The sequence below is a fragment of the Streptomyces sp. NPDC059668 genome, from assembly GCF_042734135.1.
In the GTDB taxonomy this organism is placed as follows: domain Bacteria; phylum Actinomycetota; class Actinomycetes; order Streptomycetales; family Streptomycetaceae; genus Streptomyces.
Map to the genome: position 1 here is coordinate 116,966 of NZ_JBHWEL010000009.1, position 25,616 is coordinate 142,581.

Genomic DNA, 25,616 nt, shown 5'->3' on the forward strand with positions numbered 1-25,616 from the left:
GACGGGCTCTAGGCCGACGCCCGAGCCGTCTCCAGTGCCGCCCTCAGCCGCTCCGGCTCCCGTGTCGACAGATACAGGTACGGGGTCGGGTCGGCCGGGTCCGTGACCTGCACGCGCAGCGCCGTGGGGATGTAGGACCGCAGCAGCATGAAGGCGCGGGTGTCCGCCTTGTGCGTACGCCAGGCGCGCGCCTCCTCCTGGTCCAGGATCTCGGCGTCGCCCAGGGCGGCGACCGGGATCCGCGCCTCGCCCGCGATCAGCGAGTCACCGACGACCCGGATGCGGACCGAGCCGTACGAGCTGGCCACGACGGCCGAGACCGCGGTGCCGCCGACCAGCGCGCCCAGCAGGGGCAGCGTCCCGAAGGGGAGGAAGACCAGGGCCAGCGCGACCCCGACCAGGAAGCAGACCGCCCACCAGCTGCGGGGGGCGGTGAGGCGTTCTTCGTACGGGGAGGCGGAGAGCTGCATGGGGCCAAGCTTGGCACGGTGCGTACACTCCGCCGACGCGCGGGTAAGGTCTGCGGCTGTGAGTGGTACTTCCGCAGCTCTGACGCCTCCCCCCGACGCCGCCGCGCCGGTGCGGCACCCCGACGCGCCCGCCCCCGGCGAGCTCCTCGGCGCGCACTACGAACAGTGTTTCGGATGCGGCGGGGAGCAGCCGCACGGACTGCATCTGGCGGCCCGTGCCGGTGAGGGCGTCAGGATCACGGCGGAGTTCACCGTGCGGGCCGCCCACCAGGGCGCTCCCGGGCTCGCGCACGGCGGCGTGCTGGCCACGGCGCTCGACGAGACGCTGGGCTCGCTCAACTGGCTGCTGCGCGTCATCGCCGTCACCGGCCGTCTGGAGACCGACTTCGTGCGGCCGGTCCCGGTGGGCACCGTGCTGTACCTGGAGGCCGAGGTCACCGCGGTGGCCGGCCGCAAGATCTACTCGACCGCGACCGGCCGGATCGGCGGGCCCGAGGGGCCCCTGGCCGTCCGTGCGGACGCCCTCTTCATCGAGGTCAAGGTCGACCACTTCATCGACAACGGCCGCCCGGAGGAGATCCGGGCCGCCATGAACGACCCGGACCGGAACCGCCGTGTCCGTGCCTTCGAGGTGAACCCGTGACCCGTCATCCCGTGGACGTGCTGATCCGACGCGTAGACCCGGAAGTTCCGCTTCCCGAATACGCACATCCCGGTGACGCCGGCGCCGATCTGCGCACCACCGAGGAGCGCGAACTGAAGCCGGGTGAACGTGCCGTTCTGCCCACCGGAGTGTCCATCGCGCTGCCGGAGGGGTACGCGGCCTTCGTGCACCCGCGTTCGGGGCTCGCCGCCCGCTGCGGTGTCGCCCTCGTGAATGCCCCGGGGACGGTTGATGCCGGGTACCGTGGGGAGATCAAGGTGATCGTGGTGAATCTCGACCCGTACGAGTCCGTGCGGTTCGAGCGCTTCGACCGGATTGCCCAACTGGTCGTCCAGCAGGTCGAGAAGGTCCGCTTCCACGAGGTGGCGGAGCTTCCCGGCTCGGCGCGGGCCGCAGGGGGCCTCGGGTCCACCGGCGGTCATGCCGCCGTGGGCGGCGCAACGGGTGGGAATCGATACGCTTCGGTCGTATCCGACCGGGAAGGACAGTGACGTGTTCGGACGTCGCAAGAAGGGCAGTGCCGCCGAGGACGCGGCGGGCGAGGCCGAGCAGGTCGTCGACGGAGTCGATACTGAGACGGACGAGGTGGAGCGGGAGCGCGTGAGGCTCGAGCCGGAGCCGCGACCCGACGGACCCTGGGACGACTCGGAGGTGCGGGACCCCGCCGAGGGCCGGGTGGACCTGGGCGGTCTCCTGGTCCCCGGAGTCGACGGCATGGAGCTGCGGGTCGAGGTCGCGGGCGACGCGATCGTCGCCGCCACCGTCGTCCTCAAGGACAGCGCCGTGCAGTTGCAGGCCTTCGCCGCTCCCAAGCGCGAGGGCATCTGGGGCGAGGTGCGCGAGGAGATCGCCTCCGGCATCACCCAGCAGGGCGGTGTCATCGACGAGGTCGAGGGCCCGCTGGGCTGGGAGCTGCGGGCGCAGGTGCCGGTGCAGCTGCCGGACGGCACGGGCGGTTTCCAGGTCGTGCGGTTCGTCGGTGTGGACGGCCCCCGCTGGTTCCTGCGCGGAGTGATCTCCGGGCAGGGCGCGGTGCAGCCGCAGGCCGCGGGGCTGCTGGAGCAGATCTTCAGGGACACGGTCGTCGTACGCGGCGAGGGCCCGATGGCCCCCCGTGACCCGATCGTCCTGAAGCTGCCGGACGACGCGCAGATGGTGGCCGAGGGTGTCCAGCAGGAGGAGCAGGCCGGTTCCCGCTTCTCCGGCGGCATGGGGCAGCTTCAGCGCGGACCGGAGATCACCGAGGTCCGCTAGCCACCGCGCTCGACGAGTACCTACGAAAGGGCCGTACCCCCGGCGGGGGTGCGGCCCTTTCTCCGTGCGCGAGCGGGGCGGTACGCCCGCGGAAGACCGCGCGCCGGGTCCGCCCTCCTGCGGCAAGTTCTCATCCATGAACGGCAGTTGAACTGCGCGTCTTTCTTCAGGCCTTGACGGAAGTCTGGTCCGTACCTATGGTCACCGGCCAGCGCGCGTGTTCAGAAACCAGTGTGTCGTTCACATACGAGAACGGATGTCCCCCACATGCTCGACGCCCCCGCACGTCATCGCCGCCGGCCACGCACCGCCCTCCTCGCCGTCGCCGCGACGGCCGCCCTGGTCTCCGGCCTCCTCACCTGGCCCGCCGCCCACCGCGCCGACGCCGCCCCCGCCGCCTTCACGCACCCCGGAGTCACCGTCTCCCAGGGGCAGCTGGACTTCGCCCGCACGAAGGTCAACGCGGGAGCCCAGCCCTGGAAGGGCGCGTACGACCAGATGATGGCGAGCAAGTACGCCTCGCTGACCCGCACCGCCAAGCCCCGCGCGACCGTGGAGTGCGGCTCGTACTCCAACCCCAACTACGGCTGCACCGACGAGCGCGAGGACGCGATCGCCGCGTACACCGACGCCCTCGCCTGGTACATCACCCGCGACGACCGGTACGCGAAGAAGGCCATCGAGCTGATGGACGCCTGGTCGGGCGTCATCAAGGACCACACCAACAGCAACGCGCCCCTGCAGACCGGCTGGGCCGGCTCCTCCTGGCCCAAGGCCGCCGAGATCATCAAGTACACCTACACCGGCACCTGGGCCAACTCCGGACGCTTCGCGACCATGCTGCGCACCGTCTACCTGCCCGAGGTGATCAACGGCTCCAACTCCAACGGGAACTGGGAGCTGTCGATGATGGAGGCCGCCGTCGGCATCTCCGTCTTCCTGGAGGACAAGACCTCGTACGACAAGGCCATGGCGAAGTTCCGGACCCGGACGGCCGCGTACGTCTACCTCGCCTCCGACGGCGACCTGCCCAAGACCGTGCCGAGCCAGAACCTCGACACCAGGGCGAAGATCGTCAGCTACTGGCAGGGGCAGTCCACCTTCGTCACCGGGCTCACCCAGGAGACCTGCCGCGACTTCACGCACACCGGATACGGCATCTCGGCCATCTCCCACATCGCCGAGACCAGCCGCATCCAGGGCGCGGACCTCTACGGCACCGACGTCGGCGAGCGGCTGCGCCAGGCGCTCGGCTTCCAGTCGAAGTACCAGCTGGGCGAGGCGGTGCCGGGCTCACTGTGCGGCGGCTCCCTCAACCTCGGGCTCGGACCGGTCACCGAGGTCGGCTACAACGCCCTGCACAACCGCCTCGGCATCGCCATGACCAACACCCAGAGGCTGACCGAACAGAACCGGCCGTCCGGCAGCAACAACCTGTTCGTCGCCTGGGAGACTCTGACCCACGGGGACAACCCCAGCTGACCCGCCGCCCCGTCCGGGCACACGGTGCGACGACCGTGCGCCCGGACGTCCGGCCGGGACAGCACCCGGCCGGTGCGGGAGAGCCATGACCCAGGTCGCCACGGACACCGCGGTGCGCGTCGAGAACTTGCACCACACGTACGGCAGCGGTGGTGCCGCCGTGCACGCGCTGCGCGGTGTCTCCTTCGAGGTGCCGCGCGGCGAGCTCGTCGTCCTGCGGGGCCGTCCCGGAGCGGGCAGGAGCACCCTCCTCAACCTCGTCGGCGGCCTCCACGAACCGGACACCGGAAGGATCACCGTCGACGGGCTGGAGCTGGGCGCCCTGGACGAGGACGCGCTCCGCGATCTGCGCCGGGACCGGATCGGCTTCCTGCTCCCGTCCGCCGGGCTCGTCCCCCTCCTCACCGTCGCCGAGAACGTCGCCGCGCCGCTGCGGCTGAGCGGGACCCCGCGGCACGAACACGGGGACCGCGTCGAGCGACTGCTCTCCCTCGTCGGCCTGGCCGGCCACGCGGCACGCCGGCCCGGCGAACTGTCCGCCGGACAGCGCCGCCGCGCGGCCCTCGCACGCGCCCTCGTCCACCGCCCCGCGCTCCTGATCGCCGACGAACCCACCGGCCGGCCCGACGCCGAAACCGGCCCCGCCCTCCTCGAACTGCTGCGCGCCGTCGTCCGCCACGAACACCTGACAGCCCTGGTCGCCGCACGCGACGCGGCTCCGGCGGGCCCCGCCGACCGGGTGCTGGAGCTGAACGACGGAAAGCTCACCGCGCACTGACCCGACCTGCGCATCAGGGTTGTGTCAAAGACGGACACCCGTCGACCCGGCGCCCCATTTGTCGTAATTATGGGCCGTAAGGTCGACGCAGCGTACAGAGCATTGACAGGAAGACAATGGGGCCATGGGACGCGGCAAGCTTCGGATCTACCTCGGCGCGGCACCGGGCGTCGGCAAGACGTACGCGATGCTCTCCGAGGCGCACCGGCGCCTGGAGCGCGGCACCGACTGCGTCGTCGCCTTCGTGGAGCACCACAACCGGCCGCGCACCGAGGTGATGCTGCACGGCCTGGAGCAGATCCCGCGCAAGGAGCTCGACTACCGCGGCTCCTCCTTCACCGAGATGGACGTGGACGCCGTACTGCTGCGCGCCCCGGCCGTCGCCCTGGTGGACGAACTCGCGCACACCAATGTCCCCGGTTCCCGCAACGCCAAGCGCTGGCAGGACGTGGCGGAGCTGCTCGCGGCCGGGATCGACGTCGTCTCGACCGTCAACATCCAGCACCTGGAGTCACTCGGCGACGTCGTCGAGTCGATAACCGGCGTACGGCAGCGGGAGACCGTCCCCGACGAGGTCGTCCGCCGGGCGGACCAGATCGAGCTGGTCGACATGTCGCCCCCGGCGCTGCGCCGCCGTATGGCGCACGGCAACATCTACAAGTCCGACAAGGTCGACGCGGCCCTGTCCAACTACTTCCGCCCCGGCAATCTCACCGCGCTGCGCGAGCTGGCCCTGCTCTGGGTGGCCGACCGGGTCGACGAGTACCTGACCGAGTACCGCAGCGAGCACCGGGTCTCCAAGATCTGGGGCTCGCGCGAACGGATCGTGGTCGGCCTGACCGGCGGCCCCGAGGGCAGGACCCTGATCCGCCGCGCCGCGCGGCTGGCCGAGAAGGGCGCGGGCGGCGAGGTCATGGCCGTCTACATCGCGCGCAGTGACGGACTCACGAACGCCTCGCCCAAGGAACTGGCCGTCCAGCGCACCCTGGTCGAGGATCTCGGAGGCACCTTCCACCACGTCATCGGCGACGACGTCCCCGCCTCGCTGCTGGACTTCGCACGCGGGGTCAACGCCACCCAGATCGTCCTCGGCTCCTCCCGCCGCAAGACCTGGCAGTACGTCTTCGGCCCCGGCGTCGGCGCCACGGTCGCCCGGGAGTCCGGCCCCGACCTGGACGTCCACATCGTCACCCACGACGAGGTCGCCAAGGGGCGCGGACTGCCCGCGGCCCGCGGCGCGCGGCTCGGCCGCTCCCGGATCATCTGGGGCTGGCTGATCGGCGTGGGCGGCCCGGTGATCCTCGCGCTGCTGCTCAACACCGTCGACCTCGGCCTCGCCAACGACATGCTGCTGTTCCTGACGGTGACGGTCGCGGCCGCCCTGCTCGGCGGACTGTTCCCGGCGCTCGCCTCGGCGGCCTTCGGCTCCCTGCTGCTGAACTACTTCTACACACCGCCGCTGCACCGCCTCACGATCGCCGACCCCAAGAACATCGTCGCCATCGCGATCTTCGTGGGCGTCGCCGTCTCCGTCGCCTCCGTGGTGGACCTGGCCGCCCGCCGCACCCACCAGGCGGCCAGGCTGCGCGCCGAGTCGGAGATCCTGTCCTTCCTCGCGGGCAGCGTCCTGCGCGGCGAGACCAGCCTGGAAGCCCTCCTGGAACGGGTCCGGGAGACCTTCGGGATGGAGTCGGTCGCGCTGCTCGAACGGGCGGGCGACGTCGACCCGTGGACCTGCGCGGGCAGCGTGGGCCCGCGCTCGCCGCTGCGCCCCGAGGACGCGGACGTGGACATGCCGGTCGGCGACCACATGGCGCTCGCGCTCTCCGGACGCGTGCTGCCCGCCTCCGACCGCCGGGTGCTCGCCGCGTTCGCCGCCCAGGCCGCCGTCGTGCTGGACCGCCAGCGCCTCCAGCACGAGGCCGACCAGGCCAAGGAGCTCGCCGAGGGCAACCGCATCCGCACCGCGCTGCTGGCCGCCGTCAGCCACGACCTGCGCACCCCGCTGGCCGCGATCAAGGCCGCCGTGTCCTCGCTGCGGTCCGACGACGTCGCCTGGTCGGAGGAGGACCAGGCGGAGCTCCTGGAGGCGATCGAGGAGGGCGCCGACCGACTCGACCACCTGGTCGGCAACCTGCTCGACATGTCCCGCCTCCAGACCGGCACGGTCACCCCGCTGATCCGCGAGATCGACCTCGACGAGGTGGTGCCGATGGCGCTCGGCGGCGTGCCCGAGGACAGCGTGGACCTGGAGATACCGGAGGCCCTGCCGATGGTCGCCGTCGACGCGGGGCTGCTGGAGCGCGCGGTCGCCAACCTCGTCGAGAACGCCGTGAAGTACAGCCCCGTCGACGACCGGGTCCTCGTCTCCGCGAGCGCCATCGCCGACCGGGTGGAGGTACGCGTGGTGGACCGCGGCCCCGGTGTCCCGGACGAGGCCAAGGAACGCATCTTCGCGCCCTTCCAGCGCTACGGCGACGCCCCGCGCGGCGCCGGGGTGGGCCTCGGACTCGCGGTCGCCCGGGGCTTCGCCGAGTCGATGGGCGGCACACTGAACGCCGAGGACACCCCCGGCGGCGGACTCACCATGGTGCTCACGGTCCGGGCGGTGGACCGCCGTCCCGGACCGCTCACCTCACCCGCAGTCGCAGAAAGGCAGGTGTCATGACCCGGGTCCTCGTGGTCGACGACGAGCCGCAGATCACCCGAGCCCTCGTCATCAACCTGAAGGCACGCAAGTACGAGGTGGACGCGGCCCCCGACGGCGCCACCGCGCTCCAGCTCGCCGCCGCACGCCACCCCGACGTCATCGTGCTCGACCTCGGGCTGCCCGACATGGACGGCGTCGAGGTGATCAGGGGGCTGCGCGGCTGGACCCGGGTACCGATCCTGGTGCTCTCCGCCCGGCACTCCTCCGACGAGAAGGTCGAGGCGCTCGACGCGGGCGCCGACGACTACGTCACCAAGCCCTTCGGCATGGACGAACTCCTGGCCCGGCTGCGCGCCGCCGTCCGCCGCGCCGAGCCCACCGGGTCCGGCGAGGACGACGTCGTGGTCGACACCGAGGACTTCACGGTGGACCTGGCGGCCAAGAAGGTCAACCGCGCCGGACGCGATGTCCGGCTGACCCCCACGGAGTGGCACCTCCTGGAGGTCCTGGTCCGCAACACCGGCCGCCTGGTCAGCCAGAAACAGCTGCTCCAGGAGGTCTGGGGGCCGTCGTACGGCACGGAGACGAACTACCTGCGGGTCTACATGGCCCAGCTGCGCCGCAAGCTGGAGGCGGACCCCTCGCATCCGCGGCACTTCATCACGGAGCCGGGGATGGGCTACCGGTTCGAGAGATGAGCGGTGCTTGAGAGAGCTGCCTCGCGGGTACGACGCTGTCATCGGCCCCGGTACGCTTTCGGTATGAGTGCTGTTCCTCGTTCCGAAAAGCCGGCGGGCCGGTTCCGGCGCATGATAGACCGGCTCTCCTCGTCCCAGGAGGACCTGGAGTCCGAGGAGCTGCGCGAGGAAGCCGAGACGACGGGGTGCACCCGCATCGGTGACTGCCACGACCGGCAGATCGTCACGGTTACTGGTACCTTGCGCACGGTCACTCTGCGGCCACGAGCCGGAGTCCCGGCGCTGGAGGCCGAGCTGTTCGACGGCTCGGCGGCTCTGGACGTGGTCTGGCTCGGCAGACGCTCCATCGTGGGAATCGAACCGGGGCGCAAGATGATCGCTTCGGGCCGCATCTCGATGAGCCGGGGCCGTAGGGTGCTGTTCAACCCGAAGTACGAACTCAGACCGCTCGGACGGGAGTAGCCGGTGACGTCGCTCGACAAGCCGACCGAAGACGCCCAGCAGGACGCGAGGGCGGTGACGGAGGCCGCGCTCTTCGAGGCGTTCGGCGGTGTGCGGGGCATGGTCGAGACCGTGGTGCCCGGCCTGCTCTTCGTCACCATCTTCACGATCAACAAGGACCTGCACTGGTCGGCGATCGCCGCCCTCGGCGTGTCCCTGCTGCTCGTCGCCGTCCGCCTCGTCATGCGCGACACCGTCAAGCACGCCTTCAGCGGCGTCTTCGGCGTCGCGTTCGGCGTGGTCTTCGCGATGATGACGGGCAACGCGAAGGACTTCTACCTGCCGGGCATGCTCTACACGCTCGGCCTGGCCGTCGCCTACATCGTCACGACCCTCGCGGGCGTGCCCCTGATCGGCCTGATCCTCGGCCCGGTCTTCAAGGAGAACCTCTCCTGGCGTACCCGCAACCCGGGCCGCAAGAAGGCGTACGCGAAGGCGAGCTGGGCCTGGGGCCTGATCCTGCTCGCCAAGTGCGCGGTCCTCTTCCCGCTCTACTGGTGGGCCAACACCGCGCAACTGGGCTGGGTCCTGGTCGCGTTGAAGATCCCTCCGTTCCTGCTGGCCGTCTGGCTCACCTGGGTGTTCCTGGCGAAGGCCCCGGCCCCCATCGACGTGTTCGCGGAGATGGAGGCGGAGGAGCAGGCCGAGAAGGAGCGCAAGGCCGCCCTCGCGCAGGAGGACACCGAGGCCGCGGCCGGCCGTCATCGCCGCGACGCCTAGTCACCCGTACGAGCTTGGGGCGCCCGAGGACTTCCGGGCGCCCCGACCCGTATCCGGGCGCCCCCGCCCCGTACCCGTACGCCCCGCCCTCGTGTCCCGCCTTCGGGGGAATCCGATGGCCCCGCGGCGGGGCGGGCGTCAGAATCGCCGCTCATGGAACCTGTCTCGCTCACCACGGAGCGTCTGCTGATCCGCCCGCACGCGGCGTGTGACGAGGACACGCTCCTCGCCGCCTGTCAGGACCCCGCGATCGCGCGCTGGACGGACTTCCCCACGCCCTACGAGCGCCGGCACGCCGCCTTCTACCTGCGGGCGCTGGTGCCGAAGGGCTGGCGCGACGACACGATGTACCACTTCGCGGTGGAGCGGCGGGACGACGGCGACGGCACCTTCGTGGCGTCCGTCAACGTGCACCGGCAGGCCGACGTCTGGGGCGTCGGGTACTGGACCGTGGCGGAGCACCGGGGCCGTGGCTACGCCGCGGAGGCCGTCGGTGCCCTCGCGCGGTGGGCGTTCACCGAACTGGGCGTGCAGCGTCTGGAGTGGCGGGCGGAGGCGGGCAACCGGGGCTCATGGGCCGTCGCCCGGAAGGCCGGCTTCGTACGGGAGGGCGTGCTGCGGGCGGCACAGACCGGCCGGGACGGTCTGCGGGACATCTGGATCGGGGCGCTGCTGCCCGGCGACCTGGGTCTGCCCTTCGCACTGCCGTACAGCCCGGCGGCCGACGATCTCCAGAGGTCCTGACGAAAACGGTGAAGCCTCCACGGGGTGTCCCGCGGAGGCTTCACCGGCATTCGACAGGGGGCCGGCTAGTTCGGCGCGTCCTCGCGGCGGACCGAGAGCAGGTCCTCCAGCTGCTCCTCACGGGCCTGGGCGGCCACGAAGAGGAGCTCGTCGCCCGCCTCCAAGGAGTCCTCCTGGGAGGGGGTGAGCACCCGGGTGCCGCGGATGATCGTGACCAGGGAGGTGTCCTGGGGCCACTCCACGTCACCCACCTGTGTGCCGGCCAGGGCCGACTCCGGCGGCAGGGTCAGCTCGACCAGGTTCGCGTCGCCATGGCTGAAGCGCAGCAGACGGACCAGGTCGCCGACGCTCACCGCCTCCTCCACCAGGGCCGACATCAGGCGGGGGGTGGAGACGGCGACGTCGACACCCCAGGCCTCGTTGAACAGCCACTCGTTCTTCGGGTTGTTGACCCGGGCGACGACGCGCGGCACGCCGTACTCGGTCTTGGCGAGCAGCGAGACGACCAGGTTGACCTTGTCGTCACCCGTGGCCGCGATGACCACGTTGCAGCGCTGGAGCGCCGCCTCGTCCAGGGAGGTGATCTCGCAGGCGTCGGCGAGCAGCCACTCCGCCTGCGGGACGCGCTCGACCGAGATGGCGGTCGGCGCCTTGTCGATCAGCAGGATCTCGTGGCCGTTCTCCAGGAGCTCGCCCGCGATCGAGCGGCCCACGGCGCCGGCACCGGCAATGGCGACCCTCATCAGTGACCGCTCTCCTCTTCGGGGCCCTCGGCGAACGAGGCCTCGACCTTTTCGACGTCGTCCGTGCGCATCATCACGTGCACGAGGTCGCCCTCCTGCAGCACCGTCTGCGAGCTGGGCAGAATCGCCTCGCCCAGCCGGGTCAGGAAGGCCACCCGCACGCCGGTCTCGTCCTGGAGACGGCTGATCTTGTGGCCGACCCAGGAGGCGGAGGCGTGCACCTCGGCGAGCTGCACCCCACCGGTGGGATCGCGCCACAGCGGCTCGGCGCCCGACGGCAGCAGGCGGCGCAGCATCTGGTCGGCCGTCCAGCGGACGGTGGCGACGGTCGGGATGCCCAGACGCTGATAGACCTCGGCCCGGCGCGGGTCGTAGATGCGCGCCGCGACGTTCTCGATGCCGAACATCTCCCGGGCGACCCGGGCGGCGATGATGTTCGAGTTGTCCCCGCTGGACACGGCGGCGAAGGCGCCGGCCTCCTCGATGCCCGCCTCGCGCAGGGTGTCCTGGTCGAAACCGACTCCGGTGACACGGCGTCCGCCGAAACCGGAGCCGAGCCGCCGGAAGGCGGTGGGGTCCTGGTCGATCACCGCGACCGTGTGCCCCTGTTGCTCCAGGGTCTGGGCGAGAGCGGAACCCACTCTGCCGCAGCCCATGATGACGATGTGCACCTAGCCCAACCCCGCAGTCCTGGTCATCCCGCTGACCTGCGAAAACACCCTGCTCACTCTTCTCTCTCGGTCTGCCGGGCCCGGACGGGGCAACGGCATGCGGCGTTGCCGGGAACGAGCTTAAGGCGCAACGGCGGTCTTGCCCTCATCGGTGCGGGGATCTCCTGCGCCGATCCCGGGCGGGGTCCCGCCGGCGTACGTGGTGGGGTCCTCCCGGCGCCTTACGCGCCGGGGTGCGACGGGCGCGGCGGCAGACCCGGGGGCACCACCCAGGCCATGGGGGAGCGCGCCGGTGCGGAGGCGGCGGGGGCGGCGGAGGCAACGGAGGCGGTGGAAGCCGCGGAGGCAACGGAGGCCGCCGAGGTCACGGAGGCCGCCGGGGCGCCGGGGGCGAGGGTGGGGCCGGCCAGGGCAGCCGGGGCGTCCGGGGCTGTCGGCGCGGTCGGGGCGCCCTCGTGCCGGTCGCCGGTCGTCTCGGCCGGGGCGTTGTACGGAGCGTCCATACCCCGGACAACGACCTGAACCGGCCGAGGGAACGGAGCCCCCGCCACGCGGCAGGGGCGCACGGGCGGGACACGGGGGAGGACACGGAAGGGATCGCGGAGGAGATCGCGGGGGAGGAAGAAGAAGGGGAGGGGCGGGTGCCGGAAGGAAAGGGGAGCCGGGAGGACGGGGAGACCTGGGCTAGGGCAGGCGCAGGTCATCATCAGGGAAAGTTCGGGAAAAGAGACGAGAACCACACAGTGAGCGAAATCCGTCTCCCGGTCGCCCCGCTCAGCGGCGGCTGATGCTGCGCACGCTGACGAGGGTCAGGATTCCGAGGCCGACGAGTCCTGCGGCGGCACCGATGAGCTGCGCGGTCGCGTGCATGGAACCTCCATAACGGGACAAAAAGGGAACTTCGCCATATAGGCATGCGGCCCTCGGATGTGCGGAATCCGCAACGGGACCCGTCCCCGTTTTCACCCGGAGAGCAGATGGCGAGGGGAAGGTGAGGTGATGCGGGACGGCGGGTGGGCGACCCCCCGTTCGAACGCTTACGATCCTCTGCGTGTCCAAACTGACCGACGTGCCCAAACGGATCCTGATCGGGCGCGCACTGCGCAGTGATCGGCTCGGAGAGACGCTCCTGCCGAAGCGCATCGCACTCCCCGTCTTCGCTTCCGACCCGCTCTCCTCCGTGGCGTACGCACCCGGAGAAGTGCTCCTGGTGCTCTCCATCGCGGGCGTGTCGGCCTACCACTTCAGCCCCTGGATCGCGGTCGCGGTCGTCGTGCTGATGTTCACGGTCGTGGCGTCGTACCGCCAGAACGTGCACGCGTACCCCAGCGGCGGCGGCGACTACGAGGTGGCCAACACCAACCTCGGCCCCAGGGCCGGCCTCACCGTCGCCAGCGCGCTCCTCGTCGACTACGTACTCACCGTCGCCGTGTCGATCACGTCCGGCATCGAGAACCTCGGCTCCGCCATCCCCTTCGTCGTCGAGCACAAGGTGCTCTGCGCCGTCGTCGTCATCGTGCTGCTCACCCTGATGAACCTGCGCGGGGTCAAGGAGTCCGGAAAGCTCTTCGCGATCCCGACGTACGTCTTCGTGGCGGGCGTCTTCATCATGATCGCCTGGGGCGCCTTCCGCGGGCTCGTCCTGAACGACACCATGCGGGCGCCGACCTCCGACTACCACATCAAGGCCGAACACCAGGGCCTCGCGGGCTTCGCGCTCGTCTTCCTGCTGCTGCGCGCCTTCTCCTCCGGCTGCGCCGCCCTCACCGGCGTCGAGGCCATCTCCAACGGCGTCCCCGCCTTCCGCAAGCCCAAGTCGAAGAACGCCGCGTCCACGCTGGCCGCGATGGGCCTGCTCGCCGTCACCATGTTCTGCGGGATCATCGCGCTGGCCATGACGACCAAGGTCCGGATGGCCGAGAACCCGGGCACCGACCTGATCCACAACGGCGTCCCGATCGGCCCCGGTTACGTCCAGAACCCGGTGATCTCCCAGGTGGCCGAGGCCGTCTTCGGCAAGGGCAGCTTCCTGTTCATCGTGCTCGCGGCGGCCACCGCGCTGGTCCTGTTCCTCGCCGCGAACACCGCGTACAACGGGTTCCCGCTGCTCGGCTCGATCCTCGCCCAGGACCGCTACCTCCCGCGCCAGCTGCACACCCGCGGCGACCGCCTCGCCTTCTCCAACGGCATCGTGCTGCTCGCGGGCGCGGCGACCCTGCTGGTGGTCATCTACGGCGCGGACTCGACGCGGCTCATCCAGCTCTACATCGTCGGCGTCTTCGTCTCCTTCACGCTCAGCCAGACCGGCATGGTCCGGCACTGGAACCGTCATCTGCGCACCGAGACGGACCCGGCCAAGCGCAGCCACATGATCCGCTCCCGGGCCATCAACACCTTCGGCGCCTTCTTCACCGGCCTGGTGCTCGTCGTCGTCCTCGTCACCAAGTTCACGCACGGCGCCTGGGTCGCCCTGCTCGGCATGGTGATCTTCTACGCGACGATGAGCGCGATCCGTAAGCACTACGACCGGGTCGCCGAGGAGATCGCCGCCCCCGAGGGCCCCTCCGACGACAGCGTGCGCCCCTCCCGCGTCCACTCCGTCGTCCTGATCTCCAAGATCCACCGGCCGACCCTGCGCGCCCTCGCCTACGCCAAGCTGATGCGCTCCGACACCCTCGAAGCGCTCAGCGTCAACGTCGACCCGGCCGAGACCAAGGCGCTGCGCGAGGAGTGGGAGCGACGCGGCATCACCGTGCCGCTGAAGGTCCTCGACTCCCCGTACCGCGAGATCACCCGGCCGGTCATCGAGTACGTGAAGGGACTGCGCAGGGAGTCACCGCGCGACGCGGTCTCCGTCATCATCCCCGAGTACGTGGTCGGCCACTGGTACGAGCACCTGCTGCACAACCAGAGCGCCCTGCGCCTCAAGGGCCGGCTGCTGTTCACGCCCGGCGTGATGGTGACCTCCGTGCCCTACCAGCTGGAGTCCTCCGAGGCCGCGAAGCAGCGGGCCCGCAGGCGCCAGGACTGGAACGCGCCGGGCGCGGTGCGCCGGGGCCCGGCGGAGGAGCGGCCGAAGGAGTCCAGCACTCCCAAGGGCTGACGCACGCGTGTCGAACGGCCGGGCACGGTCCACGTAGACTGGTGGGCTGTTGTCCGGCCGTTCCCGTCCGCGGGGGTGGCCGAGACCCCCGTTCCTGTCCCCCGTATCACCCCCCTTTCGCACCTGGAGTCACCCCGCCATGCAGGCAGAACCGAAGAAGTCGCTGGTGGGGGACGAGTACGAGGTGGAGGTCGGCCCCGTCGCGCATGGCGGGCACTGCATCGCCCGTACGACCGAGGGCCAGGTCCTCTTCGTCCGGCACGCCCTGCCCGGTGAGCGCGTCGTCGCCCGCGTGACGGAGGGCGAGGAGGGTGCGCGCTTCCTGCGCGCCGACGCCGTCGAGATCCTGGACCCCTCGAAGGACCGGGTCCAGGCCCCCTGCCCGTACGCCGGTCCTGGCCGCTGCGGAGGCTGCGACTGGCAGCACGCCAAGCCGGGCGCGCAGCGCCGCCTCAAGGGCGAAGTCATCGCCGAGCAGTTGCAGCGGCTCGCGGGGCTCACCCCGGAGGAGGCCGGCTGGGACGGCACCGTGATGCCCGCCGAGGGCGACAAGCTGCCCGCCGGCGAGGTCCCGGCCTGGCGCACCCGCGTCCAGTACGCCGTGGACCCCGACGGCAACGCCGGACTGCGCCGCCACCGCTCGCACGAGGTCGAGCCCATCGAACGCTGCATGATCGCGGCACCGGGCGTCAGTGAGCTGGGCATCGAGGACCGCGACTGGTCCGGCATGGAGTCCGTCGACGCGATCGCCGCGACCGGATCCCAGGACCGCATGGTGATCCTGGAGCCCCGGCCCGGCGCCCGCCTGCCCCTCGTCGAACTCGACAAGCCGGTCTCCGTGATGCGGGTCGCCGAACAGGACGGCGGCATCCACCGCGTCCACGGCCGCGCCTTCGTCCGCGAGCGTGCCGACGGACGCACCTACCGCGTCGGCAGCGGCGGCTTCTGGCAGGTCCACCCGATGGCCGCCGACACCCTCGTCAAGGCCGTCATGCAGGGTCTGCTGCCGCGCAAGGGCGACATGGCCCTCGACCTGTACTGCGGCGTCGGCCTCTTCGCCGGCGCCCTCGCCGACCGCCTCGGTGACAAGGGCGCGGTCCTCGGCATCGAGTCCGGCAAGCGCGCCGTCGAGGACGCCCGCCACAACCTGGCCGCCTTCGAGCGCGTCCGCATCGAACAGGGCAAGGTCGAGGCGGTCCTGCCGCGTACCGGCATCACCGAGGTCGACCTCATCGTCCTCGACCCGCCCCGCGCCGGCGCCGGCAAGAAGACGGTCGAACTCCTGTCGTCGATGGGCGCGCGCAAGATCGCGTACGTGGCCTGCGACCCGGCGGCACTCGCTCGTGACCTGGCGTACTTCCGGGACGGGGGGTACAAGGTGCGGACTCTGCGGGCGTTCGATCTGTTTCCGATGACGCATCACGTCGAGTGCGTGGCGATTCTGGAGCCGGTGGCGAAGAGCGTCTGACCTTCGGTTTGCGCATGATGTGCGGTGCGGGCGTCACGGGCGATGTCCTGACGTTGAAATGACGCTCGTGACGCTCGTTCTGACCGGGTGTCAGTAACGGTCCGAGGCCCGCACGGCACGAGAGCGTAGGGCAGCCGGCCCGTGTTCCCCTGAGGTCAGGCGGCTGCCGCCACGGTCTACAAGGTCAGCCGGACGACGAACATGCGTTCCGGAGGGCCCAGGTCCGGTGAGGGGTCCACGAGGCGTTCCACCCAGCGCCTGTATCGGTGGCGAAATTCCTGGTCGGCGCCGAGTGGGGCGGGCAGCGAACCGGTGACCTCTGCGGCACAGGCCGCCGTGGGGTCACGTTCGGCTGCCGCCGCCTCGGTACGTTCGCCGTCGAGGGCAGCCGGTGCCTGTGGCAGGGAGCCTTGCGCTGTTCCATCACGAGACGCTCGGGCTAATGCGGAAGGGATGCCCGAAATCCGTCGGCGTCGTCTCTTAGGCAGGGCGAAAGTTCATCGCCAAGCGTGTCGAGTACACGCTTGATGTCTTGGGCGAGCTCCGGTACTTCGGCCCATGTTGTGGCGTTGCGCGTAAGAACTGCGGTCAACAAGTCATCGTCGAACCAGCCGCCGGCCGCCCCTTCTGCAGCCTCGCTCCGCAATACCTCCACTCCCACAGGAAGCAGCCATGGCAATCCGACATCCTGTCCGATGAGTCTGGCCAATTGCTCCACCGTCAAGTCGCTGATCGGACTCTTCCGCAGAGCGTGCACTGCTCGTACGAGCGACGTGGCATCACTGGGCGGGTCGGGCCAGCGGCGCCCTTCGAGGTCCTCGATGGAGCGGCTTCGATCAAAAGGCAGGTTCATGAGTGGCTCTTCTTGATGCGACGCAGTGACAGTCCGGAGTGGTGAGACGCGCCTCTCGGACTCTATCTGTGGCGCCCTCCTCGAACCGGTCAAGCAAGACGCCTGACCTGAGGCCGCGGCGACGCTCCGCGGCCTCGGCACGGACCCCCCATCGCTGACTTTCCGGCAGCCGTCCGTCCTCACAGCGTTGTTGGTTAGGGTGGCGGGCGGAGACCGAATCCGTCGCCCTTGACCAAGGTGGCGGACAGGCAGGCGAGTTCGGGGCCGTGCAGGGTGCCGGCCTCCGTGCGAGCCGGGCCGGACACGACGGGGGGCTCGTTGGTGGGGAGTTGGCGCGTAGAGCGGCCGGAGGCCACGTCGGCCGGAGTTCCGGAACATCATCCGCCGACCGCTGGAGAGTGCCGGGGGCCGGATCGACGCGGTGGGCGGGTGACCGGGCGGCCGGGGCCCGCGGTGCTGCCCCCGTCGCTGCGCGTGCGGCTCGGGGTGATCGCGGGCCTCGCCGCGCTGGTGGTCGTGGGGCTCGGCGTCCTGTATGCCGACCACGGCACCCCCGGCGCGGTGGACGCGCGGATCCTGGCGGTGGTGGACGGGGTGCGGCCGCCCTGGCGGTACGCCGCTCTGGCTCTGGACTTCCTGGGGGAGCCCGTGGGAGCGGCGACGCTGATCGCGGCCGCCGTGGCGGGCTGCCTGGCGCTTCGGCGTCCGCGCGCGGCCGTGCTCGTCGTGGCCGGTGTCGGCGCGACCGTGGGAACGGCGACGCTGCTCAAGTCCCTGGTGGGACGCACCATCCACGGTGCCGACAACCTGTCCTACCCGAGCGGACACACCGCCTTCCTCACCGCCCTCGCCGTCATGGCGGCGCTGTTCGCGACGGCCGGGCTCGGCCTCGGCGGGGCCGCCGGCACGTGCCTCGTGCTCGCGGCGGCTCTGGTGGCCGGCACCGCCATGGGCTGGGCGGAGGTCGCCCTGGGCGCGCATTACCCGACCGATGCCCTGGGCGGCTGGTGCACCGCGCTGACGGTGACACCGGCGACCGCGTGGACGGTCGACCGGATCGCCGACCGGCTGGGCGAGCGGCGGGCCGGTCGGAGGTCCGACGCCGGTCGGTGGAAGCGTCACTGACGTCAGGTCAGTTCACGGTGCGTCACACCAGGCGGCGGAACACGGGTTTCACCGGTCGTCCGGCCGGCCAGGGTGAGGGATCGGTGGCGTCCAGGGCTTTCCGGTACACCGCGCAGGCCTGGGCGACCACGTCGACGGTGTGATCGATGTCGGCGTCGCTGAGCGCGCTGCTCACCACGAACGACGGAGCCAGCACCCCGCCCGTGAGGAGTTGGCGCAGGAACAGGGTGCGGTACTCCTGCGAGGGCTGCCCGTTCTCGTCGAGGGTGGCGAAGACCAGGTTGCTGGCCCGGCCCCGGACGACGATGTGGTCGCCGACACCCATCGCGGCCGCCGCGTCACGGACGCCGGCGGCCAACCGCTCGCCGAGGGCGTGCAGCCGTGCGGTCACGCCCTCCTCGACGTAGGTGGCCTGCACGGCCATCGCGGCGGCCAGGGAGTGCGTCTCCGCCCCGTGCGTGGTGGACAGCAGGAACACCCGGTCGCCGGAGTGACGCAGTCCGCCAAGCTCCATCAGGTCGCGGCGCCCGGCCAGCGCGGACACGGCGAATCCGTTGCCCAGCGCCTTGCCGAAGGTGGAGAGGTCGGGGACGACGCCGTACAGGCCCTGGGCGCCCGCCTCGGACCAGCGGAAGCCGGTGATCATCTCGTCGAAGATCAGTACGCAGCCGTGCCGGTCGGCCAGCTCGCGCAGGCCGGCGAGGTATCCGGGCGGCGGCTCGGTGTGGGTGGCGGGTTCGAGGATCAGGCAGGCGACCTCGTCCTGGTACCGGGTGAGCAGCTCCTCCGTGGCGGCCAGGTCCCCGTAAGGGAACGCCACGGTGAGCTCGTTGGTCGCCGACGGAACACCGGCGGACATCGGCGTGGTGCCGATGAACCAGTCGTCGACGGAGAAGAACGGATGGTCGGCGCAGAGGGCCACCCGGGGGCGCCCGGTGGCGGCGCGGGCGAGACGCACCGCGGCTGTGGTGGCGTCGGAGCCGTTCTTCGCGAACTTCACCATCTCGGCGGTCGGTACCGTGGCCAGGAAGCGTTCCGCGGCCTCGACCTCGACGATGGACGGGCGGACGAAGTTGCTGCCGCGGTCGAGCTCCCGCCGTACGGCCTCCAGCACGCGTGGGTGGGCGTGGCCGAGGCTGACCGACCGCAGGCCGGAGCCGTACTCGATGTAACGGTTGCCGTCGACGTCCCACACGTGGGCACCGCTGCCGTGGCTGATGACCGGGGCCAGGTTCTCCGGGTACTGGTCGTCGCCCTTGGCGTAGGTGTGCGCACCCCCGGGGATCATGGCGTGCAGCCGCTCGTTGGCGGTGCGCGACAGGGGCAGGTGAAGCTCTTCGGTGTCCACGGGGACCTCAACTTTCTCGGTGCTTCAGAACCTCGGCGAGACTCGGCGCCTCACGGTCCCGTTGGGACATCAGTGCGACCGGCAGCGGCCACGGAATGGCGAGTTCCGGGTCGTCGAAGGCGATGGTCACGTCCTCGGCCGGATCGTGCGGGCGGTCGATGCGGTACGAGGTGTCTGCGGTGTCGGTCAGTGCTTGAAAACCGTGCGCGCATCCCGCGGGAATGTAAAGAGTTGGTTGTGTTTCTCCTGACAATTCGAAGGAGGCCCAGTTGCGGTAGGTGGGAGAGTCCGGCCGCAGGTCCACGACGACGTCGAAGATCCTCCCGTACGAGCACCGCACCAGCTTGGCCTCGCCGGCGCCGGAGCGCAGGTGCAGGCCGCGCAGCACGCCGCGGACCGAGCGGGACACGCTGTCCTGGACGAAGGCGTGCGGATCCAGGCCCACCGAGCGGACCACGTCGGCGTCGAAGGTGCGGCAGAAGAAGCCGCGTTCGTCGGCGTACGGCGTGGGCTCGAAGAGGAACGCGCCGGTGATCTCCGGGACTTCGGTCGCTTTCATGGAGACTCCTGCCGAGCGTGGGCGTGGGTGTGGTCGGTCGCCGGGAACAGGGCCGCGGTCAAGGCGGTGAACTGGTGGTCGAGTTGCCGGGCCGCGTCCAGGTTCCGCTCGGCGAGCAGCTGCCGCAGTTCGGCCGACCGCTTCTCCAGCGCACGGAACTGTTCCAGCAGCCGGTCGGCGTCGACCTCGCGCGCCGGGTGGCAGAACGCGCCGAGGCCCCTCTCCGCCATGAGCGCGTCGCTCTTCGCCGCGTAGCAGAGGGCGAGCACCGGCGTACCGGTCTTCAGCGCGCAGATCAGGTTGTGGTACCGGATCGCCACCACGGTCTCGGCAGCCGCCATCTCCTTCATCAGGTCGGCCAGTGAGGCCGGTTCGGCAGCGGTGACCAGCGGCGAGTCCACCGCGTCGAGGATCGCGGCGACCACCGACGCGTCGCACTCGTCACCGGTGAGCAGCCGGACGGCCCTGCCCTCCTCGACGAGCGCGCGGACGAACCGGACCGTCCCGTCGAGGTAGCGCCGGTAGATCTCTTCGGCCCGGGCGCGATCGTCGTTGCCGCCGTGGAAGTCCATGACGCCGACGCAGACCGGACCCGACGGGAGCGACGGGTTCGAGGGCGCGCCCGCCCGTGGGGCCGGCAGGGCGAACGCGAGGTCCGGGTAGACCTCGTCGCGCGCGGTGTCCACGCCCATCGCCCGCATCGCGTCGCGGGACTGCGCGTCCCGGTACGACCGGTAGGTGGCCAGCCGCGCCGACCAGCGCACCAGGGCCCGGGTCGGCCGGTTGCCGATCGGCGCGGCGCCGACGCTGACCAGCGCGACCCGGGTGCGCAGCAGCCGGCCGCTCGCGCAGAGCAGGAACAGGGAGTACGGGAAGCCCCACGGCCGCAGCGGCAGGGTGGCCTCCAGGACGCCCATGCCCGGCACGATCACCACGTCGTGCCGGCGCACCCAGGCGGCGGTGCGGAAGACGTCGACGAGCTTGCCCAGCCCCTTCGCCGCGACCGCGCCCGCGCGCGACGCGGTCCGGTACTCCCCGCGGTACCAGTGCAGCCGCGTCGCGGGGATCCCGAACCGGGTCGTCACGGCCTCGGGGCCGCCGCACAGCGCGTCCACGACCGCCTCCGGGTGTTCGGCGCCGAGGTACCCGAGCACGGCTTCGAGCGATCCGTCGTTGCCGAGGTTGCCGGAGCCGAGCAGGCCGAACACCCCGACGCGCACCGGCGTTCCGTCCGCGGACGTCATGCCCGCCTCCCCTCACGGCCGGCGACGAGGGCGTCGACGGAGACCGTGAGCAGGGCCGGGTCGACCGGGGCACGGTCCTCGACCCGCTCGCCGGCGCCCGGCCGGACCCGGCTGGTCATCCACGCGGCCAGGTGGCGATAGCACGCGCGCCGGTCGGCCGGGGACAGCGGCGCCCGCCGGATCGCCGAGGCGAAGCCCCAGACGTACTCGGCGAGCAGCCGGGGTGTCGGGTGCAGCGGTCCGGCCCGGCGCGGGTCGAGGTTGACGCACCGGGAGCGCTTGGACGGGTTCGCCCGCTCGGCGCGGGTGGGGTGGTCCCGGCGGAAGTACAGCAGTTCCGGCACCTGGTGGAAGGGGCCGTGCAGGGTGATCTCGGCGACGTACGTGCGGTCCGCGTGGTGGTAGCTGTCCATCGGTTTCACTCGGCGCAGCACGTCGGTCCGCATCACCCCGTAGAAGTCGTCGCCGCCCGGCTCGAACAGCAGACTGCGGAAGCGGTCCGGGGCGTGCGGGGAGTCGGTGGCGAGCGTGTACTCGTAGGGGACCTTCACCTGGCCGTCGCCGTCGATGACCGCCTGGCCGGTGTGCGCGAGGATCATGTCCGGCCGCTCGTCCAGCGCCTCCACGCAGCGCCGCAGCAGGTCCCTGCCGTACAGGTCGTCGTGCGAGGCCCACTTGAACAGCTCGCCGCGGGACTCGGCGAGCACGTGGTTGTGGTTCGGCGTGGCACCGATGTTCCGTGGCAGCCGGAGGTACCGGATGCGTGGGTCCCGCGCGGCGTACTCGCGGCAGATCTCCTGGGTCCGGTCGGTCGAGGCGTTGTCGGAGACGACCAGCTCGAAGTCCTCGTAGGTCTGCCCGAGCAGGGCGTCGAACGACTCGGCCAGGTACTCCTCGCCGTTGTACACGGGCAGGCCGATGCTCAGCCTGGGTCGGGCGGTCATGAGGTCCTCACTTCGGGGACGGGTTTGTGGTGGTGCTCGCGCAGGGCGGACCGCAGTTGCAGCCACCACACGGCCGAGCCGCTGACGGTCGCGGCGGCGACGCCCCAGGCCGAGCCGGCCGTGCCGGCGACGGCCGCCCCGCCGAGCCCGCCGCCGATGTAGCAGGCGGAGGCGAACAGCTGGCAGCGCAGGCTGCGCCGGGCCGCGCCGAGCGCGCGCAGCCCGGCCGCCGCGCCGGTGCCGAGGCCCGCTCCCGCGACGCTGAGGGTGATCTGCACGATGAGGTGCGAGGAGGAGCGCCAGACGTCGCCGAGTGCGAGTTCACCGAGCCGGTCCGGCATCAGCAGCAGCGCCGAGCCCCAGAGCAGAGCTCCGGCGGCCTGCCCGCCGCCGAGGAGGAGGCAGAACCTGCCCAGTTGGTGCGGGGCCTGTCGCAGCACCCGTGCCGCCTCCGGGACGGTGACCAGCGAGAGCCCCATGAGCACCGCCAGGAACGGGCCGAGCAGGAGCTCGGCGCCCCGCACCGCGCCCACCGCGCTCACCCCGACGATCGCACCGAGGCCGTACGCCCGCAGTTGGCTCGCGCCACTGAGGCTGACGTTCTCGACCAGGTACCGGTAGCCGAGATCGCGCTGCTCGCGCAGCCACCCGCGGGCCAGGGTCGTCCGGGGCAGGATGCCGGACTGGAGGTAGCCGTACCCCGCCGCCACCGTGGCGGACGCGCCCCAGGCGAGCACGAAGGCCGCCACGGTGCCCACGTGGGCCGCCACCACCATGGCCGGGACGAGCGCGACACCCCACACGACGTCGTTGACGAACGCCTTGCGTCCTGCTCCGGCGGCGAAGAACGAGAACCGCCAGGCGTCCTGGAGCAGCAGCCCTGGCAGCATGACACCGAGGGCGGCGAACGCGGGCCCGACGCGGCCGCCGAGCCCCAGCCCGGCCACCAGACATGCCGCGCCGAGGGCGGCGCCGACGCCGAGCGCGGTACCCGTCGACCGGGCCACAGCCCCGCGCCAGGACGCGTCCGGTACGCCGCTGAAGCGCACCACGAGCGGGTCGGTGGCCAGCCCGCGGGAGACGTTGAGCACCACGCCGTAGGTCACCCAGGCGAGGCTGAACACGCCGAACGCGGTCACCCCCAGCGAGCGGGCCACGTAGATGCCCACCGCGAAGTTGCTGACGCTGGAGGCCGCCTGGTCGGCCAGTCCCCAGGACAGCCGGCCGACGAGGGCCCGCCGGGCCGAGCCGGCCGGTTGCGCCGTTGTCCGCGGATTCTCCCCCTCGGTGGTCATCGGCGTCATGCCTTGATCAGTTCGGCGCCGCACAGGGCGTCGGCCGCGGCGGCGACGGCGTCGAAGGGCAGCCCGGACCGCTCGGCGACGTCCACCAGACTGTGCTCGCCGTCGGAGAGGCTGAGCACCCAGAGCATGGCCATCTGGGCCTGCTTCGCGTCGCTGCGGCCGCCGAGGGAGTCGTACAACCCGCGTCGGCCGAGCTGTGGTTCGCCGTAGGGGCTGAGGTTGACGTACCGCCGGTTGCGGTCGAGGACGGTGAACGCCTCACGGCAGAGGGCGAGAGTGTCCGCCATCGCCTCCGGGGAGACGAAGTCCAGGTTGTCCGCCGAGGTGTGGTACTCGGGGTAGCCGGCGTACGGGGTCCGGCTGAGCGAGCCCACGCCGAGATCGAACCCGGGCGAGCAGAACTGCCGCTCGTCGTAGCCGTACGGGGTGAACTCGGTGATGCGGTGCGGGCGTTCGGAGGCGTCCAGGACATGCCGCAGCACCCGGTCGATCTCCGCGTCGCCGCGCCTGCTCTGTTTGTACGTCAGCCGGCCCGGGTCGCCGGCGCAGGCCAGGACGAGCCCGTGCTTGACCCGTTCGATCCGCTCCGCGTTGCGGGCCAGCCAGGTGATCGCTCCGATGGTGCCGGGCGCGTAGATGAACCGGTACGTGTAGTACGGGGTCTCGCGCGCCAGCGCCCGGGCCAGGAACGTCGCCACCGCGATGCCCGCCAGGTTGTCGTTGGCCAGCGACGGGTGGCAGACGTGGCAGGAGACGATCACCTCGTCGGCGACCTGCCCGGGGATCACGTGCTCGGCGTAGGTGAGGTGACCGTCGGCGAGTGTGGAGTCGACGCGCACCTCGTAATCGCCCTCCGGCAGCGCGTCCAAGGTCTCCTGGGCCAGGCAGAAACCCCACTCCGGCGTGTAGTAGCTGGTGCGGTACGGCACCCAGGCCGGGTGCTCCGGAAGGGTGTGCAGGTGCGCGCGGAGCTCGGTCAGCGGCATGGTCGCCGACACCGGCACGCTGTAGCCGAGCACGTGCAGACTGGACGCGGCGAAGTCGACGACCCGATTGCCGGCCGGGTCGGCGACGTACGCGTCCCTGATGTTCCACTCCTGCGGCACCGTCCAGTCGAGCACCTGGGTCCCGGTCGGCACCTCGTACACCTGTAGCGGTACGTACTCGCCGACGATCTCCAGGGTGGCGCGCACCCCGTCGCCGGTGATGCTCCGGCACAGCGGGTACAACCGCTCCACCAGCGCGTACATCTCCTCGCCCGCCTCGGTCATCGGCGCCACCGCAGGGTGTCGTCGACGGCGCCGGCGTCGGACGCCGCGCGCAGCACGGCCAGCCGGGTGAAGCGGCGCTCGAAGTCCTCCCGGGTCAGTCCGTACTTCTGGTAGGCGTCGGCGAGTTCGAGCGCGCCCCGCTTCACCGTCCACTCGCAGTCGAAGCCGGGCACCGCGGCGCGGAACCGGGAGAAGTCCACCCGGTACGACCGCGGATCGGCGCCGCTCTCCCCGGTGATCACCACCTTCGAGCCGGCCACCGCCTCGGCGACCTGCTCGGCGATCTCGGCGACCGTGACGTTGTTGATCTCGCTGCCGATGTTGAACGCCCGGTCGTGCACCGCCTCGCGCGGCGCGGTCAGCGCGGCCGTGAAGGCCCGCGCGATGTCGGCGGCGTGCACCAGCGGGCGCCAGGGGGAGCCGTCGGAGAGCACCAGCACCTCGCCGGACAGGAGCGCGTGGCCCACCAGGTTGTTCAGCACGATGTCGGCACGCAGCCGCGGCGAGTGGCCGAAGGCGGTGGCGTTGCGCATGAACACCGGGGTGAAGTCGCCGTCGGCCAGCGCGTGCAGGTCGTCCTCCACGCGCACCTTCGACTCCGCGTACGGCGTCACCGGCCGCAGCGGGGCGTCCTCGCCCACCAGGTCGGCGCCGCCGGAGGCGCCGTAGACGGAGCAGGTCGACGCGTACAGGAAGCGCCGCACCCCGGCGTCGCGGGCCAGCCGGGCCAGCCGCACGGACGCGTGGTGGTTGATGTCGTAGGTGAGCTCCGGCGCCAGCGATCCCAGCGGGTCGTTGGAGAGGGCGGCCAGGTGGATCACGGCGTCCACCCCGGCCACGTGCTCGGCCGTCACGTCGCGCAGGTCCACCCGGTGCCCCGGGGGGTCCGCGGGCGCCGGGCCCAGCACGCAGTCGGCGAAGAGGCCGGCGTCGAGACCGACGACCTCGTGTCCGGCGGCCGTCAGTACCGGGGCCATCACGGTGCCCAGGTAGCCCTGGTGTCCGGTCAGCAGTACGCGCAA

Annotated in this window: 25 protein-coding genes; 13 read left to right on the forward strand and 12 right to left on the reverse strand. The window is 71.4% G+C overall.

Features of this window, described 5'->3' with window-relative positions; all coding sequences use genetic code 11:
- Positions 1-8 precede the first annotated feature (8 nt).
- Positions 9-470, reverse strand: coding sequence for a DUF3093 domain-containing protein (locus tag ACFV2J_RS10055; RefSeq protein ID WP_385096270.1), 462 nt, complete (start codon positions 468-470; stop codon positions 9-11).
- 58 nt (positions 471-528) lie between these two features.
- On the opposite strand from ACFV2J_RS10055, the gene ACFV2J_RS10060 reads away from it, so the two are divergent.
- The 10 genes from ACFV2J_RS10060 (at position 529) to ACFV2J_RS10105 (ending at position 9,961) form a co-directional block, all read left to right on the forward strand.
- Positions 529-1,113: a PaaI family thioesterase gene (locus ACFV2J_RS10060; protein WP_385438060.1), complete on the forward strand. Its 585-nt coding sequence runs from the start codon at positions 529-531 to the stop codon at positions 1,111-1,113.
- Entirely contained in the window at positions 1,110-1,625 is a 516-nt protein-coding gene (gene dut / locus ACFV2J_RS10065) for a dUTP diphosphatase (RefSeq protein WP_385097482.1), read from the forward strand. The genes ACFV2J_RS10060 and dut overlap by 4 nt, the downstream gene beginning before the upstream one ends.
- A gap of 1 nt (position 1,626) precedes the next feature.
- Positions 1,627-2,388: a DUF3710 domain-containing protein gene (locus ACFV2J_RS10070; protein ID WP_385097484.1), complete on the forward strand. Its 762-nt coding sequence runs from the start codon at positions 1,627-1,629 to the stop codon at positions 2,386-2,388.
- A 267-nt stretch (positions 2,389-2,655) separates the two neighbouring features.
- A complete protein-coding gene (locus ACFV2J_RS10075) occupies positions 2,656-3,870 on the forward strand; it encodes an alginate lyase family protein (protein ID WP_385097487.1) in 1,215 nt (404 codons plus the stop codon).
- An 85-nt stretch (positions 3,871-3,955) separates the two neighbouring features.
- The gene (locus tag ACFV2J_RS10080) at positions 3,956-4,648 is read left to right on the forward strand and encodes an ABC transporter ATP-binding protein (RefSeq protein ID WP_385087807.1); all 693 of its coding nucleotides are present in this window, start codon (positions 3,956-3,958) and stop codon (positions 4,646-4,648) included.
- A 124-nt stretch (positions 4,649-4,772) separates the two neighbouring features.
- Positions 4,773-7,316 carry an ATP-binding protein gene (locus ACFV2J_RS10085; protein WP_385087809.1) on the forward strand — a complete coding sequence of 848 codons (2,544 nt, stop codon included), beginning with the start codon at positions 4,773-4,775 and terminating at the stop codon, positions 7,314-7,316.
- Positions 7,313-7,996 (forward strand): response regulator, encoded by a 684-nt coding sequence (locus ACFV2J_RS10090; RefSeq protein WP_385087811.1) that lies wholly within the window; start codon positions 7,313-7,315, stop codon positions 7,994-7,996. Before ACFV2J_RS10085 ends, ACFV2J_RS10090 begins: the two co-directional genes overlap by 4 nt.
- Before the next feature lie 63 nt (positions 7,997-8,059).
- Entirely contained in the window at positions 8,060-8,458 is a 399-nt protein-coding gene (locus ACFV2J_RS10095) for an OB-fold nucleic acid binding domain-containing protein (RefSeq protein WP_148010914.1), read from the forward strand.
- A gap of 3 nt (positions 8,459-8,461) precedes the next feature.
- On the forward strand, positions 8,462-9,217 hold the full coding sequence (locus ACFV2J_RS10100) for a DUF3159 domain-containing protein (RefSeq protein WP_385087813.1): 756 nt from the start codon (positions 8,462-8,464) through the stop codon (positions 9,215-9,217).
- Between the two features lie 153 nt (positions 9,218-9,370).
- On the forward strand, positions 9,371-9,961 hold the full coding sequence (locus tag ACFV2J_RS10105; RefSeq protein ID WP_385087815.1) for a GNAT family N-acetyltransferase: 591 nt from the start codon (positions 9,371-9,373) through the stop codon (positions 9,959-9,961).
- A gap of 65 nt (positions 9,962-10,026) precedes the next feature.
- Here ACFV2J_RS10105 and ACFV2J_RS10110 read toward each other — a convergent pair whose 3' ends face one another.
- The 3 genes from ACFV2J_RS10110 to ACFV2J_RS10120 form a co-directional block, all read right to left on the reverse strand.
- Positions 10,027-10,704, reverse strand: coding sequence for a TrkA family potassium uptake protein (locus tag ACFV2J_RS10110; protein WP_148010917.1), 678 nt, complete (start codon positions 10,702-10,704; stop codon positions 10,027-10,029).
- The gene (locus ACFV2J_RS10115) at positions 10,704-11,375 is read right to left on the reverse strand and encodes a potassium channel family protein (protein WP_385087817.1); all 672 of its coding nucleotides are present in this window, start codon (positions 11,373-11,375) and stop codon (positions 10,704-10,706) included. The genes ACFV2J_RS10110 and ACFV2J_RS10115 overlap by 1 nt, the downstream gene beginning before the upstream one ends.
- Positions 11,376-11,596: 221 nt before the next feature.
- Positions 11,597-11,878, reverse strand: a complete 282-nt coding sequence (locus tag ACFV2J_RS10120; RefSeq protein ID WP_385087819.1) for a hypothetical protein — start codon at positions 11,876-11,878, stop codon at positions 11,597-11,599.
- A 548-nt stretch (positions 11,879-12,426) separates the two neighbouring features.
- Here ACFV2J_RS10120 and ACFV2J_RS10125 point away from each other — a divergent pair.
- The gene (locus ACFV2J_RS10125; protein ID WP_385087821.1) at positions 12,427-14,478 is read left to right on the forward strand and encodes an APC family permease; all 2,052 of its coding nucleotides are present in this window, start codon (positions 12,427-12,429) and stop codon (positions 14,476-14,478) included.
- Between the two features lie 139 nt (positions 14,479-14,617).
- Positions 14,618-15,946 carry a class I SAM-dependent RNA methyltransferase gene (locus ACFV2J_RS10130; protein ID WP_385087823.1) on the forward strand — a complete coding sequence of 443 codons (1,329 nt, stop codon included), beginning with the start codon at positions 14,618-14,620 and terminating at the stop codon, positions 15,944-15,946.
- 439 nt (positions 15,947-16,385) lie between these two features.
- Here ACFV2J_RS10130 and ACFV2J_RS10135 read toward each other — a convergent pair whose 3' ends face one another.
- On the reverse strand, positions 16,386-16,799 hold the full coding sequence (locus ACFV2J_RS10135; protein WP_385087825.1) for a contact-dependent growth inhibition system immunity protein: 414 nt from the start codon (positions 16,797-16,799) through the stop codon (positions 16,386-16,388).
- Between the two features lie 429 nt (positions 16,800-17,228).
- Between ACFV2J_RS10135 and ACFV2J_RS10140 the strand changes: the two genes are divergently transcribed.
- On the forward strand, positions 17,229-17,924 hold the full coding sequence (locus tag ACFV2J_RS10140; protein ID WP_385087827.1) for a phosphatase PAP2 family protein: 696 nt from the start codon (positions 17,229-17,231) through the stop codon (positions 17,922-17,924).
- Positions 17,925-17,946: 22 nt separating this feature from the next.
- Here ACFV2J_RS10140 and ACFV2J_RS10145 read toward each other — a convergent pair whose 3' ends face one another.
- From ACFV2J_RS10145 to ACFV2J_RS10175, 7 genes are read right to left on the reverse strand one after another with little or no spacing between them, the layout of a single operon-like run.
- Positions 17,947-19,272 (reverse strand): glutamate-1-semialdehyde 2,1-aminomutase, encoded by a 1,326-nt coding sequence (locus ACFV2J_RS10145; protein WP_385087829.1) that lies wholly within the window; start codon positions 19,270-19,272, stop codon positions 17,947-17,949.
- 7 nt (positions 19,273-19,279) lie between these two features.
- Positions 19,280-19,831 carry a dTDP-4-dehydrorhamnose 3,5-epimerase gene (gene rfbC, locus ACFV2J_RS10150; protein WP_385087831.1) on the reverse strand — a complete coding sequence of 184 codons (552 nt, stop codon included), beginning with the start codon at positions 19,829-19,831 and terminating at the stop codon, positions 19,280-19,282.
- Positions 19,828-21,075 (reverse strand): polysaccharide pyruvyl transferase family protein, encoded by a 1,248-nt coding sequence (locus tag ACFV2J_RS10155; protein WP_385438072.1) that lies wholly within the window; start codon positions 21,073-21,075, stop codon positions 19,828-19,830. Before ACFV2J_RS10155 ends, rfbC begins: the two co-directional genes overlap by 4 nt.
- On the reverse strand, positions 21,072-22,019 hold the full coding sequence (locus ACFV2J_RS10160) for a glycosyltransferase family 2 protein (protein WP_385438074.1): 948 nt from the start codon (positions 22,017-22,019) through the stop codon (positions 21,072-21,074). The genes ACFV2J_RS10155 and ACFV2J_RS10160 overlap by 4 nt, the downstream gene beginning before the upstream one ends.
- On the reverse strand, positions 22,016-23,323 hold the full coding sequence (locus ACFV2J_RS10165; protein ID WP_385438076.1) for a hypothetical protein: 1,308 nt from the start codon (positions 23,321-23,323) through the stop codon (positions 22,016-22,018). The genes ACFV2J_RS10160 and ACFV2J_RS10165 overlap by 4 nt, the downstream gene beginning before the upstream one ends.
- Entirely contained in the window at positions 23,320-24,594 is a 1,275-nt protein-coding gene (locus ACFV2J_RS10170) for a DUF4910 domain-containing protein (RefSeq protein ID WP_385086449.1), read from the reverse strand. The genes ACFV2J_RS10165 and ACFV2J_RS10170 overlap by 4 nt, the downstream gene beginning before the upstream one ends.
- Positions 24,591-25,616, reverse strand: coding sequence for an NAD-dependent epimerase/dehydratase family protein (locus tag ACFV2J_RS10175; RefSeq protein WP_385086446.1), 1,026 nt, complete (start codon positions 25,614-25,616; stop codon positions 24,591-24,593). Before ACFV2J_RS10175 ends, ACFV2J_RS10170 begins: the two co-directional genes overlap by 4 nt.